Below are 14,615 nucleotides of genomic sequence, written 5' to 3' on the forward strand. Positions count from 1 at the left end.
GCGGCGAAAGACCGTATGAAGGGGACGCTCGTCGCACGTGGTATCACCAAGAGCTACAACGGCCGCCAGGTCGTCAACGGCGTTTCGTTCGGCGTCCGCTCTGGCGAAGCGGTTGGCATTCTCGGGCCTAATGGCGCCGGGAAGACGACGTGTTTCTACATGGTTACTGGTCTGGTGCCGGTTGACAAAGGCACGATCGAAATCGACGGATTCGACGTAACGACAATGCCGATGTATCGCCGTTCCCGGCTTGGAATTGGTTATCTGCCTCAGGAGGCGTCAATTTTTCGTGGCCTTTCGGTCGAAAACAACATCAAGGCAGTCCTTGAAGTCGTCGAAAAAGATCGGGGTGCACGAGCTCAGGAGCTCGATTCTCTTCTTGAGGAGTTTCACATTGCCCATCTGCGCAAAGCTCCGGCGCTTTCGTTGTCGGGGGGAGAGCGTCGTCGCCTTGAAATTGCCCGTGCTCTGGCGTCCCGGCCAAATTTCATGTTGTTGGACGAACCCTTTGCCGGTGTCGACCCAATTGCCGTTGCAGATATTCAGCAGTTGGTGCGTCATTTGACTGGCCGCGGAATTGGTGTGCTCATTACCGATCACAATGTGCGTGAGACCTTAAAGCTCATTGATCGAGCCTATATCATTCACGCCGGACAGGTGCTCACCCATGGCCGTCCTGATGAAATAATTGCCAATTCCGATGTGCGCCGCCTCTATCTTGGTGATCAGTTCAAACTCTGATTTTACGATTTTCAGACGGTATCCGTGAGAAAAGGTATTTTCTGGCGCACGTCCTGGTTGAAAATTGCCGCGGTCGGAGGTTTTTTGGCTGCTTGCGATTGACAAGCAAGGATTGGGCCAGTTCTGTACACCCTCGTGCCACAAGTCCTTTTTTGGATAATGTGATGGCAATTTCGTACGGGAGTATCCGCCTGCATCATGGCCCTGTCGCCAAAACTGGATCTCAGGCAAACACAGGCATTGGTGATGACGCCGTTGCTTATGCAGTCGATTCGGCTGCTGCAACTGACTCATGTCGAGCTTGAACAATTCATTGAGCAAGAGATCGAAAAGAACCCCCTTCTGGAACGTGCTGAAACGAATGACGAGCATTTCTCGTTAAGCGAACAAGGGTTTGGCGCCGACCGGAATTCCAGCGATGATGGTGAATTCGGGCGAAGCACCATGAGCGGCGACCTTGATGCGGAGGGCAATCGTTCGAGTGAGCCAGGCGATCATTGGCTGGAGAGCGGCGAAATTACCAGTTCAGGCTCGATGTCCGATACTTTTGACAGTTCACTTGAGAATATCTTTCCCGATGATCCCGGCACACATGATTTCATCGCTGGCGATCTTGCTTCTCAATGGAAATCATCGTCAGGCGATGGGTATGTTTCGTCGGGGGGCGAAGGTTTTAATCTCGAACAAGTTACGGCATCTCCTGTCACGATACGCGATCATGTTGGCGAGCAGATTCTCTTTGCCTTCGAAAAAGCCACGGACCGCCTTATCGCGGCAGAACTCGCAGATCATCTCGATGAAATGGGATACTTGCGTGCCGATGTGGCCGAAATCGCAGAGAGGCTCGGCGTCGAAGCCGCTCACATTGAAAAGCTGATTACCGTCATGCAGGGCTTTGAGCCCGCCGGTTTGTTCGCCCGTGATCTGGCGGAATGTCTAGCCATTCAATTGTGCGCAAAAAACCGGCTTGATCCACCAATGAAAATATTACTGCAACATCTGGAGCTATTGGCAAAGCGCGATTTCCACAGTCTGAAAAAGCTTTGCGGAGCGACAGACGCCGATATTCTCGACATGCTGCAGGAGATTCAGCTGCTCGACCCAAAGCCCGGTACCGCATTTTCCTCAGGAGTGGCGGATAGTATCATCCCTGACGTGCAAGTAGATTTGGGGTCTGATGGCACGTGGAGGATTGAGCTTAATCCGAGCGCTCTGCCGCGTGTGCTTGTGAACAATCACTACTTTGCAACCGTTTCGAAAGCAAAGGCATCCGCGGCGGATAAGATTTTTCTCAATGATTGTCTACAGAATGCCAATTGGTTGACCCGTAGCCTCGATCAGCGCGCCCAGACAATCCTGAAGGTTGCCAGCGAAATTGTGCGCCAGCAGGAGCAATTTCTTCTCCATGGAGTGGCCCATCTCAGGCCGCTCAATCTGCGTAATGTGGCGGACGCGATTGGCATGCACGAATCGACGGTAAGCCGTGTTACCGCGAACAAGTATATGCTGACCAAGCGCGGCGTTTTCGAGTTGCGCTATTTTTTCAACGCCGCCATCGCAGCAACTGAGGGCGGCGAGCAGCATTCATCACAGTCGGTGCGCCACCAGATCAAGCGCCTCATAGATGCGGAAAAGCCAGACGATATTCTGTCAGATGACACGATTGTGGACCTATTGAAGGGGCAGGGCGTTGATATCGCCCGGCGTACCGTTGCCAAGTATCGCGAAGCGATGAATATCGCCTCTTCTGTGCAGAGGAGGCGCGAGAAAAAAGCACAGGCTTCTGTACGCAAGGCCGACGAAAAGTCGAGAGCCGATGTTGCCTGAATGGGTTGACCCAGTTCACGTAAAACTAGCTCTAGATTCATCCATCACTGAGGTGTAGAATTTTTCGAGTGGGTAAATAAACCGGACCAAAGAAGTCCGGATCAAGGAGAGAGAAGCGCCGGTACTTTGCGACAGTCGGAGCGAAAGCGCGCGTTTGAATATGAAGAATCAAAAAGCGAAATGTGATGGATCACTCGCGCGGATTGTGCGGGATGTCTTTGCTCGTCCCTCAACAACAGTGTAGATTGGGTCGGGCAATGAAAATCACAATGAAGGTGAGGTATCATGAGTCTGCGTGTATCTGGGAAACATATGGACATTGGTGACGCTTTCCGCATTCGGATTGAAGAGCGGATCGGGGAGATGGTGACCAAGTATTTCGATGGCGGATATACCGGCCACGTTACGGTGGAAAAGCAGGGGTCGCGATTTATCGCTGATTGCCTGGTGCGACTGGATACCGGTACGGTGCTGCAGGCGGCGGGTGAGGCACAGGATCCTGTGCTTGCCTTCGATGCGGCCGGCGAGCGCGTAGACAAACGTCTTCGCCGTTACAAACGCCGTCTGAAGTCACATCAGGCCCCGGGATCGAATGGAGTCTTTGACGACGTTTCCTATCGCGTCATGGCGCCCGCACCGGATGATGATGAGGATTTTCCGGAAGATTATGCGCCCACGATCGTCGCTGAGACGTCGATGGCACTCAGGAGTATGAGTGTGGCCTCAGCGGTTGTGGAACTCGACCTGAAAGATAGTCCTGTGGTTGTCTTCCGCAACTCTGGAAGTACGCAGGTTAATATCGTATATCGTCGCCCTGACGGAAATATTGGCTGGATCGATCCATCGGCAGTGGCTAGCCAAAGCGCTGCCCGGCAATGAGCAAGACATAGCGTAATTTGAACTATCGTTCGCGCTCGTGTAAGAGCGCGGGCGGTAACTGGAAGGAAGAGAGATAATGGATCTGGGTGATCTCATTCAGCCTGATGCTGTCCTGCCCGCACTGAAAGTCAATTCCAAAAAACAACTTCTGCAGATCATGTCGGAAAAGGCGGCCGCCTTGACCGGTTTGAGCGAGCGGGAGGTGTTTGATACAGTCCTGCAGCGAGAACGACTTGGCTCGACAGGTGTCGGTAATGGCATTGCCATTCCGCACGGCAAAATCAATAGCGTGAAACGCATTGCTGGCGTTTTCGCGCAGCTTGAAACACCTGTTGATTTTGAGGCGCTGGATGATCAGCCGGTCGATATTGTGTTCCTTTTGCTCGCGCCTGAAAATGCCGGTGCGGATCATCTGAAGGCGCTCTCGCGTATAGCGCGGATGTTGCGGGACCCAGAGCGTATCGCAAAACTGCGGACCGCGCATGATGCGAGCTTGATTTATGAACTGCTGACAGCGCAGCCGACGTCAAACGCCGCCTGACATAGGGTTTTACTCCAGCGCATATTCCGAAAAATTTCTTGGAAGGGATCGCCGGTAAGACGTGTGGTGCGGTAACCACTGCCGGCGGGTGGCTTTTCACGAGGGCCGGTCCAGCTTTCGCCCGTAAAGTTCCAATCGGTGGTGAACGATATCGTAGCCCAAAGACTTTGCGATTTCCAATTGCAGCTTTTCGATCTTGTCCGATTTGAATTCGATGACGGCACCCGTATCGATATCGATCAGATGATCATGGTGTTCGCCGTGCGCCTGCTCGAAACGGGATGGACCGCCATTAAAGGCATGGCGATGGATCGCACCCAACTCCTCCAACAAGTTCATCGTTCGATAAACGGTCGATAGTGAAATGCTATTGTCAATTTCGATGGCGCGATGGAAAATCTTCATCGCATCCGGATGGTCTTCCGTGGATGTCAGAATATCAAGAATGATACGCCTGGGGCGCGTGATGCGTACACCTGCCTTGCGGAGTTCCTTTTCATAGTCCGGCTTGTGATTCAGGGCATGTTTCATGGCGGCAATTATGCGCCAGATCGACACTAGTTGCAAAGATTCTCAACTGGAAAAGTCAGCGAAAATAGTTGGCTTGCTTCATTTTTGGCCTTTGCCGAGAAAGAATCCGCCGCCCGCGAAGGACCACAGGCGGCGGATTGAAGTCATCCGGTAATGGCGGCAGCATCACTCACTGCGCTTGTTGGCAGCACTTCCACGAGCACTTTATGTTCCCCAGAGCTCTCCAATGGAATTCCGCCATCAGCTTTCGCCAGCTTCTTGCCGTTGACCGTGATCTTCCTGCCGCCCTTTGCAGCTGGCTTTACCTCAACAATGTAACGGGCGCCGCCGTTCCGCAGCACAAAACTGAATCCGTCCCAGTCAGAGGGCAACGCCGGGTTCACAAACAGCCGGTTATTCTGCCGGCTGATGCCCAGGATACCTTCTGTTGCAACACGGTAAAGCCACCCAGCAGAACCTGTGTACCACGTCCAGCCGCCGCGTCCGCGCATCGGATCAACTGAATAGACGTCTGCCGCTACCACATAGGGTTCAACCCGGTAGGACTCGGCCTTTTCCGCGTCCAGCGAATGGTTCACCGGATTGAGTTTCTTGAACCAACGATACGCCTCATCGGCATCGCCAAGTCTCGCCATGGCGAGTACTGCCCACGTAGCGGCATGGGTATACTGCCCGCCATTCTCGCGCACGCCGACCGGATAGCTCTTGATGTAGCCGGGATCGTGCCGTGATTTGTTGAAGGGCGGTGTGAACAGCTTGATGATATCCACTTCATCATCGACGAGATGCGTTGCCACTGAATGCATCGCTTGTCTCGCCCGATCCGGATCGCCATAACCAGACAGCACGCTCCAAGACTGAGCGATCGAGTCGATCTTGCACTCTTCACTCTTTTTCGATCCCAGTGGGGCACCGTCGTCGAAATAGCCGCGGCGGTACCATTCACCGTCCCAGCCGTCCTTCTCGAGAGCCGCTTTCAGGCTTTCGATGTGCGCTTCCCAACGCTGAATGCGGTCCGTGTCCTTGAAGTGCCTTGCTATGGGCAAGACGTCCCGCAATGTGCTGATCAGGAACCAGCCAAGCCAGACGCTTTCGCCCTTACCGTCTTCGCCGACGCGATTCATACCGTCGTTCCAGTCGCCGGTCAGCATCAGCGGAAGGCCGTGCGAGCCGGTACGGACGATGGCGAGATCCAGCGCACGGGCGGCGTGTTCATAAACGCTGACCTTCTCGCTTGAAATGGCAGGTTGATAGAAGGCATCGTGCTCGCCATCTTCCAGCGCCCGACCCTCGATAAATGCAACCTGCTCGTCGAGAATGCTCATATCCCCCGTGACGGAGGTATAATGGGCAATGGCATATCCGAGCCAGACGACATCGTCGGATATCTTCGTCCGCACGCCCGCCCCTGTCGTCGGCAGCCACCAGTGTTGGACATCGCCTTCCTTGAACTGGCGGGCGGAGACGTTTAAAATCTGCTTTCGGGCAAGGGATGGATCAAGTATCAGCATCGACAGTGTGTCCTGCAGCTGATCCCGGAAACCGAAGGCGCCACTGGCTTGGTAGAACGCCGAGCGAGCCCAGATGCGGCAGGCGAGGCTTTGATAAGGCAGCCAGCGATTGACCATCACGTTGAATGCGTTGTCCGGAGTGTCGACCTGCAATCCATCAAGGAAGTCGGCCCAGATCGCCTTGGATGCCGCAAGTGTTCCCTCGAATGGACGCTTGTTGTGTTCGGCAAGAATGCGGCGGGCTTCATCGGCGCTGCTGGCATCGCCCATATAAAACAATATTTCCTTGGTCTCGCCCGCAGCAAGCTCAATATCAATGGCAAGCGCCGCGCATGGATCGCCGCCGGCTTCGACGAGATTTGACAAGGTCTTTGCTTGAAGCACGGCCGCCGGCCGGTCAACAGTACCGAGCGCACCCAGGAATTCGGCCCGATCGGCTGTCACGGATTGGGGCTTCACATTGCTGGCGAAGAAGGCCACGTTTGTGCGGCGGTCGACGCCGTAGGGGTTGCGTGCAAAGAGTACGCCGGTTTCCGTGTCGCATGAAGGCACGATGAATGGCGCGGTTTTTGCACGGGCATTGCCAAGCATCCATTCAACAAAGCCGTAGATGCGCAACCGTTTGATCGAACCGCCATGATTGGTGATCTGCAGGCGGGACACGCGCACCGGCAGCGTGGTATCTACGGTGTGGGTGAGGTCCAGCCCGACATTGCCGTGACGTGAGAGGAAGCTTGAATAGCCTTGTCCATGTCGTGTTTCGTATTGCACGGACGGATCCCGCAACACCGAGGCAGTCGGTGCAAAAGCAGTATTCTTGTCGAGGTCCAATATATAGAGCGCTTCGCCGGAACGGTTGATAACCGGATCGTTCGACCACTGCGTGAGTTGATAGTCGCGGCTGTTGCCAGACCAGGTAAAGCCTGCGCCCTCAGCCGAGACATGGAAGCCAAAACCGGGATTGGAAATGACGTTGATCCAGGGTTGAGGTGTACAGGTCGAACCGCCAAGACGAACAACGTATTCGCCGCTCTTCATGTCAAAACCGCCAAACCCATTCCAGAACACCAGATCATCGCCAGAGACATTTGGGCGGCGTGTACTCAGCAGTTGCGTCGGTGCCGGAGCGATCCCACGCCAGTCATCGGGCGTCGTTTCAGCAGTGGCAATTGTCTTGCCCCTGGTTTCTGTGACGGGAACCAGGTCAAGACTAAGGCCTTCCATTCGTTTCAACTGTTCAGCCAGCGAGCCGTTCTGGGCGTGCATCACAATTCGGGCCGACGCAAGCAAGGTATTGTAGCTCACATCGCTCATCTGATCGCGACGGACGGTGAAGATATGGACGCGCGGACCAAGCTGGGCGCCGCGAGCGCGACTGTTTTCGCAGATGGCTTCAAGCCCGCGCTGGAAATCCTGGGCATAGGAGAAGGATCGTTCGTTGATGACAACAACGTCCACGACGAGGCCTTTCGCCCGCCAGTATTCATGCGCCCGCAGGAGATTCTTCAATGTTTCCATGTCGGCTTCATCGTCGATGCGCAGGGCAAGGATCGGGAAGTCGCCGGAGATCGACATAGGCCAAAGCTCAGACTGACTGCCGAGACCGCTCGCGATGCTCTCGGATGGCATGCGCAAAGCCTTTTCCGGATAGATCAGGCTGGTTGCAACGCGCTGGAAGACCTGAGCCTCATCAGGATTGATGCCAATATGGTGGAGGCGGACCTGGGAACTAGTCCAGGACAGTGAGAATTCGCGTGCAAAGCAATCTGGATGACGGAACCGGGCGACGACTTCTTCGAGCTCCTGCCGGTTTGACCGGACGAGCGTCCAGAACACCAGTGTAACCTTCTTGTGGGCAGGTACGCGGACGCGGCAGCGCAGTGATGCAATCGGATCAAGCACGAAACCATGGCTGCCGCTCAACGTCGCGCCGTCATCGAAAGCCGCAGGGTTGCGCAGGGAACGTCCGCGGCCAATGAATGCCCGTCTGTCAGTTTCGGCTTGGACTTCGCGCATCGCACCGGAACTGTCGCTGACCATGTGTGCGACATGGATGTCAGGCTCGTCATTGCTGCGTTTGCGGCGCGTGGCGTAAATCGTATCGCCACGCTGGTCAATTTCGGTCTCCACAAACATTTTTGCGAAGGCTGGATGAGCCGTGTCGGTATCATCATTGGTCAGGACCAGTTCGGCATAGGACGTTACCTCGATGATTCGGTCTTTTGTGCCAGTGTTGGTAATGACAATACGCCGGCCCTCGCCGTCTGAGTCGGAAGCGACAATCGCCTCCACTGTCGTATGAAGCGTCCCTGTCTCCTTGATGAATTCCGCCTTGTAGTCGGCGAAGATCGTCGTGCTCTTTTCGCCAGCGAGCCGCACCGGATCGCCGGTTGCCGACCACCATTCGCCATTTTCCATGTCCCTGAGAAACAGGAAGGTCCCATAGCCACTTTCCAGGGCGTCAGGCTGGAAGCGCGTGATAGCAAGTCCGTTCCAGCGGCTGTAGCCGCCACCGTTAGCCGTCACCATGACCGAGTAATGCCCATTGGACATGACCTGCGTCGCGCGTGGCGCATTCAGAGGATTCTGGATGACGTGGATGGAAGGGGTTTCCTCGCTGCTCTCGACGGCTTTGCGCATTGGATTCTCGGCTTTCGCCTGCAGAACCGGAATTTCGCGTGGCGCTTTCTCCTGCAGCAGGAGTTCTGCTGCTTCGATGACAGGATCGGCATGGAACCGCTCGCGCATACGGCCTTCAAAGACCACATTATTGACCGCCACGATCGACATGCCGTGATGGTGCGCCATGTAGTTGCGGACAATGGCATATTCTTCGTCTTCGCGGACGCGCGACTTGGTGAAGTCGACGGCATCATAGAAGCCATATTGACCAAGCGCACCCAACGCGCGCAGCCGTTTCAAGTTCTTGACCGCCTCGGCCGGCTGGTATTGGCTCGCCATGATGCTTGCATACGGCGCAACCACGTAATTCTTCGACAGTCCACGCTTGAGGCCCAACGTAGGAACACCGAAATTGGTGTACTGATAGTTCATTTCCGGATCGCGCGCGTTGTAGGCGGCTTCAGAAATGCCCCATGGCAGCCCCTTCGAATCTCCATATTCGATCTGACGTTGCACGATCAGCTTGTTAGTCTGATCCAGCATGCTGCCCAGCGGCTCGATCATGACCAAAGGTGGCATGAGATATTCGAACATCGATCCCGACCATGAGATCAGCGCGCCGCGCCATCCAACCGGAACAAGCAGGCGCCCAAGGCGGAACCAGTGGTCGACCGGAATGTCACCCTTGGCAATCGCAAACAGGCTGGCCAGGCGTGCTTCCGAGGCCAGAAGATCATAACAGCTCGCATCGAGCTCATTGGTCTCAACACGGAAGCCAATTGACAGCAGACGCCGCTCCTTGCGCTCCAGGAAGGTGAAATCGGTATCGAACGCCAATTGCCGTGCTCGGGTTGCAAGCGTAACCAGCCGCTCGCGCAAAACGTCAGTGCCCTCATGTGTACCAATGGCATCGTCGGTATGGGCCTGGCAGGTCTTTACCAGCAAGAGGGCCCACTCATTGGCGGTCTCACTGACGGTGCTCTCAAGCTCGCCGTGCAATTCCTCGGTCAGGCGCTGAATATCGCCGGCGAAGAGGGACAGATTGATTGTGCGCAACGAGGCGGTTTCGGGCTCCTCCTTGATCGTCGTAATCGCGCGGCGGAAGTTCGCCACGCGCTCCTCGAGGCGGCGGCGTAAGGGCCTTAGCACCCGGCGATCATCCGGAATATCAGCGATTGCTTCTTCCAGGATGTCGGCAACGTCGAGAACACCGTCGAGATCGCTCTGCAGATAGACGGAGGGTGCTTCGGCCCACTTCTCGAGTGCGGAAGAAAGGGCAACGAGGTGGCCAGCGAGATTGCCACTGTCCACAGCCGAAACATACAACGGCAGCAGCGGCCGCAACGTAGTCGTCTCGTACCAATTGTAGAGATGGCCGCGATACTTCTCCATCCGTTCAAGGGTGTCGAGCGTCTGATCGATGCGTGTCAGCGTTTCATTGAAGCCGATCCAGCCGAAATCCCGGGCCGCGACGGTGGAGAGCAAATACATGCCGATATTGGTCGGCGATGTGCGCGTCGCAATGACGGGATGAGGGTCTTCCTGGAAATTATCGGGCGGAATGAAGTTTTGTTCCTTGGTTACGAATGTATCGTAATAGTGCCAGGTACGGCGTGCAAAACGACGCAATTCACCCTTGTCCGATGAACGGACATTGAGGTCGTCCAGAGGTTTGGCTGAACGACTGACCAGCCAGGCAATCATCGGTGAAAGAAACCAGATTAACGCAAAAGGCACCGCGAGGAACCATGCGCGGCTATGAGCTGCAAATGGCAGACCAATGGCAATTAAGGCAACAACCATCGCTGGCCACATCAGCTGCGTATAATAGCTGAGTGTATCGGGGGAACTGGTTTTGGCCTGTGCGGCAGCCCGCCACTCGAGCAGGTGCTTGCGTGAGATAAACAGGCGATAGAGCGTTCGCACGATGGCGTCGGCCATCAGGCAGGCCATATTGGCCAGGAAAGTTATTCGCAAGGCGATATCGGCGGCGCCGGCAAACACATCGGTCAGAATCGCTTGCACGTGACCTTTGAGCGACAGGTTCATGTCTGTCGGCACGAGGTTGGTAAAGAGTATCATCGTCGGCACGATAAACATGCTGAAGATCAGGAAGAATTGCCACAGCGTGGCCAGTCCGGGCGGCAGCAATGTCCATCCGGCAATGGCTGCAATCATCCAGAATATCGGCGTCAGGGAGCGGCGCAGATTGTCGACCATCTTCCAGCGGGTGACCGCGGTCACTCCAGGCTTGGTGCTGAACAGATAGGGCAGAAGCTGCCAGTCGCCCCGCGTCCAGCGATGGTGGCGGGAAATATCGACATTGTAGCCTGTCGGATAGTCTTCCACCACTTCGACATCGCTGACGAGCGCGGCACGGGCATAACCGCCCTCGAGCAAATCGTGGCTCAAAACGGAGTTTTCACCGATCTTGCCATCGAGCGCCGCTTCGAAAAAGTCGACGTCGTAAAGTCCTTTGCCCGTGAAGGTTCCTTCACCAAGTACGTCCTGATAGACATCGGAAACAGCAAAAACATAAGGGTCGATACCGCGGTTCACCGAAAAGACGCGTTGCAGGAAGGACGCGTCGTCGCCCGTCGTGAGTGATGGCGTCACCCGCGGCTGAAGAACAGAATAGCCGCTGACGACACGACCCGACTTGGCCCTGTAAATAGGGCGGTTGAGCGGATGCACCAGCTTGCCTGCAAGGCGGTTCACCGAGTCCGGGGTCAGTCGCGTGTCGGAATCGAGCGTCATCACGAACTTGATGTCGGTCGGCACTTCCTCATTCGACGGGAAGTAGGTCGTGTCCTTGTCACCGCGCAAAAGCAGATTGAGCTCGTGCAGCTTGCCCCGCTTGCGTTCCCAACCCATCCAGCGGTCTTCCTGGGCATTGAAGAGACGTTTGCGATGTAAAAGGAAAAAGCGTGGATTGGTCTGCGTGTAATGTTCGTTGAGGGCCGTAATTTTTTCGCGTGCATAGTCGAAAATATCAAGGTCGTCGTCAGTCTGCTCGAACTTGCTGTCGGCCCAATCTGTCAAAAGTGCAAAATAGACTTCGCCACGCGGATTGGTGAGATAGTGCACTTCAAGATTGCGGATATGTTCATCGACAGAGTCGCGTGACGTAATCAGCGTCGGCACAGCCACAAGGGTTTTCGCCTCCTGCGGCAATCCATTTTTGTACTCGAAGCCGATAAGCCGCGTTGGCGGCATGAACATCGGTATGATCCAGTTAACGAAGCCATTGGCGGTTTCCATTGTTGGGAAAACGGCCAACAGAGTAAACAGCAGCGTCATTTCCTGGGACAACCCCGCGTGACGCAACCAATAGTGGATCAGCAGCAAAATGGCGATCGAGAAGAAGGATGCGGGGACCCACAAACCAGCCAGCCCGAGTTTGCGATAGAAGCGCACCCAGCGCTCAAGCACAGTAGGGCTGTAGGCGCATTGTTTTTCGAGTTCCGGGCGGCCTTCTCCAGCCAGATAATAACCGACATCGCGTTTGCGTTGTTCGGTAACGCCGCCCTCCTCACCCGTCTGCTCGGCACTTTGCTGTGCCAGATCGAGGGCTTCCAGTGTGATGTCCTGTTCGCTCTTGCCGGAACGGCGAGCGATCTTTTCGATGGCCACGCGGTAAGCGTTGCGTGAATGAAAATCGAGCGCATCGAAATTCGAATGCTCTCGCAAGACGGCGTCGACGCCGCTGACCGTCTCGAACCAGGTAATCCAGTCGACATCGTCAATGGACTTCAGGCTACGGATGAGATTGCCCATCGTCACACCGCCGGTGGATTGGCGTGTGTGCTCCTGGATGATGGCATCTTCGGCATCGCTGCCGTTCTTTTCGAGTTCGTCTTCGAGCCAGGCTACAGCAGCGCCGGAATGCGTCGCGCCACCGCGCAGGCGATAGAGCAAATGCGTCGCAAAGGTGCTATCGCGCGCAGCCGGGGCATATTGGGCCAGAAGCTGCGGCAAAGTCTCCTTGTCAGCGTTCAGGGTGATTTCGTCGGCGACACTGTTGGCATAGGCACGCATGCGGCGCGCGCGCTCAACACGCAGGGAAAGACGTCGGGCATTCTCGATCAGGATAAATCGGACAGCGGAAGGCAGCGCCCACAATTCACCAATATGCAGCGGTTGGACCGTCTGGAAGCCTTCGACGATCGCGCTGAGGCTGTTCAATGAGAACTGACTATCGGTGTGGGCGACATAGAGCCATGCTAACGCCATGACCCGCGGGATTCCCGGTTTGCTAACCAGCGATGGCAGTTGCCTGAAAAACTTTTTGGGAAGGTCGCGCTCGACCTGCTGAATATTCTGATCGACAAGATAGTAGTTGTCGAGCAGCCATTGTGCCGCCGGTGTGATTGTCTCCCCGTTGCGTGCTGCGGCATCGGAAGAACGATAGGAATGCAGAATGAGTCTCGCATTTTCCACGGTGCGCTGCTCAAAGACCATGGGCTCATAGTCCGGCAAACGGACATCCTCACCCTTTGCGACGCGAGCACCCAAGTCTCTCAAATCATCGATGGACTTATAATGGGCCCTGATGGGATTAGGCTGGATAGAGAGAATCTGACCAGCAGTTTTCTTCTGGGATGCGAACGCTTGAAAAAAGCTCAATACCGGCATTTGCCTTCGTTTCGGTTGGAAGAAAAAATCTTCGAGATTGCAGCACAGAGTTGATCATGGGTCGAGTACCCGTGAGTCAGTTTACGATCTAATCGGGTCATGGCAATTAAGCTATCATCACTTTTGTCGTTAGCGATCAGTTTTGATGAAAATGAGTCAGATTTCTATTAGGCTTTGTATGTAATTTTGAGCAGTCACCGCGGCAGACGTGGATTGTTCAGGCGCGCTTTTCGAATAAAGAAGGCCGGGATTTGCCCGTCCCGGCCATTGTGCGCGATGGTGTCCGCTTCAGTTTTTTGGAAACACACGCCAATGCTTGGGGCGGAATGCAATTCCACTCATTTCGGTTGCAGGATGATCGGCAGTAATTCCGATTTCTACGCGGTCCGCAGACCCGCGAAGATCAAGCTCGACGCGTCTCGTTGCGCCCACACGGCGGCTGGCCACGACAGTTCCAGCGATGCACGCTTGAGAGCCGTCAACGATCTCGACATCGTGCGGCCTGAAGTAGAGCGATGCATCCCCGTTGGGAAGCTCGCTCTTGAGGCCGATCGGCCGGTCGGCGAGCCAAAGTTCGCCGTTTTCGACGCGAACTCCAAGCGTGCTCGATTCGCCGATGAAGCTATAGACAAATGGAGAGTTCGGCTTGTCATAGACTTCGTCGGGGGTACCGATCTGCTCGATCCTGCCCTGACTCATCACAACAACACGGTCGGCCAGTTCCAGCGCTTCGTCCTGATCATGCGTTACAAAGACGGTGGTGTGCTTGGTCTTGTCATGGATCTCGCGCAACCAGCGGCGCAGTTCCTTGCGCACCTTTGCGTCAAGCGCGCCAAAAGGCTCGTCGAGGAGCAGTATTCGCGGTTCGATCGCCATGGCACGCGCAAGCGCGACGCGCTGGCGCTGGCCACCCGAAAGTTGGGCCGGATAACGCTTCTCAAGGCCGGAAAGCTGTACGAAATCAAGAAGTTCTGAAGAGCGTCGCCGAATCTCATCAGTGCTTGGGCGTGTGTTGGAAGGTCGTACTTTCAAACCAAAGCCGACATTGTCAATCACAGTCATGTGCCGGAACAACGCATAATGCTGAAAGACAAATCCTACGTTTCGCTCCTGGACCGATTTCAGCGATGCATCTTCATCGCCGAAGAAAACCTTGCCGTCTGTCGGTGTCTCAAGGCCTGCAATCAATCGCAGAAGCGTTGTCTTGCCCGATCCGGATGGTCCGAGCAGGGCGATAAGCTCGCCCGAATTGATATCGAGCGACACGTCGTGCAGCGCCGGAAAGCGATCGAATTCCTTGCGTACACCACTTACGCGAACGTCCATTT

General features: G+C 55.4%; 6 protein-coding genes and 1 pseudogene. 4 read left to right on the forward strand and 3 right to left on the reverse strand.

The features are described from left to right. Positions 1 to 12 precede the first annotated feature (12 nt). From lptB to ptsN, 4 genes and pseudogenes are all read left to right on the forward strand, one after another. Positions 13 to 741 (forward strand): annotated as a pseudogene (lptB, locus tag CU103_RS03510) (LPS export ABC transporter ATP-binding protein); the annotation flags it as partial. Between the two features lie 198 nt (positions 742 to 939). Further along, positions 940 to 2,568, forward strand: coding sequence for an RNA polymerase factor sigma-54 (gene rpoN, locus CU103_RS03515; protein ID WP_106662490.1), 1,629 nt, complete (start codon positions 940 to 942; stop codon positions 2,566 to 2,568). 285 nt (positions 2,569 to 2,853) lie between these two features. Then, complete coding sequence (hpf, locus tag CU103_RS03520; protein ID WP_106662491.1) at positions 2,854 to 3,447, forward strand: ribosome hibernation-promoting factor, HPF/YfiA family; 594 nt, start codon at positions 2,854 to 2,856, stop codon at positions 3,445 to 3,447. A 76-nt stretch (positions 3,448 to 3,523) separates the two neighbouring features. Continuing rightward, positions 3,524 to 3,988, forward strand: coding sequence for a PTS IIA-like nitrogen regulatory protein PtsN (gene ptsN, locus CU103_RS03525; protein ID WP_106662492.1), 465 nt, complete (start codon positions 3,524 to 3,526; stop codon positions 3,986 to 3,988). Positions 3,989 to 4,084: 96 nt separating this feature from the next. On the opposite strand, the gene CU103_RS03530 is transcribed toward ptsN, so the two are convergent. The 3 genes from CU103_RS03530 to CU103_RS03540 all read right to left on the reverse strand — a co-directional run bounded on the left by CU103_RS03530 (position 4,085) and on the right by CU103_RS03540 (position 14,613). Beyond that, positions 4,085 to 4,519: a Fur family transcriptional regulator gene (locus CU103_RS03530; protein ID WP_106662646.1), complete on the reverse strand. Its 435-nt coding sequence runs from the start codon at positions 4,517 to 4,519 to the stop codon at positions 4,085 to 4,087. A gap of 143 nt (positions 4,520 to 4,662) precedes the next feature. Next, positions 4,663 to 13,287 carry a GH36-type glycosyl hydrolase domain-containing protein gene (locus CU103_RS03535; RefSeq protein ID WP_106662493.1) on the reverse strand — a complete coding sequence of 2,875 codons (8,625 nt, stop codon included), beginning with the start codon at positions 13,285 to 13,287 and terminating at the stop codon, positions 4,663 to 4,665. Positions 13,288 to 13,575: 288 nt separating this feature from the next. Further along, entirely contained in the window at positions 13,576 to 14,613 is a 1,038-nt protein-coding gene (locus tag CU103_RS03540; protein ID WP_106662494.1) for a sulfate/molybdate ABC transporter ATP-binding protein, read from the reverse strand. Positions 14,614 to 14,615 lie beyond the last annotated feature (2 nt).

Source organism: Phyllobacterium sophorae (assembly GCF_003010965.1).
GTDB classification, from domain to species: domain Bacteria; phylum Pseudomonadota; class Alphaproteobacteria; order Rhizobiales; family Rhizobiaceae; genus Phyllobacterium; species Phyllobacterium sophorae.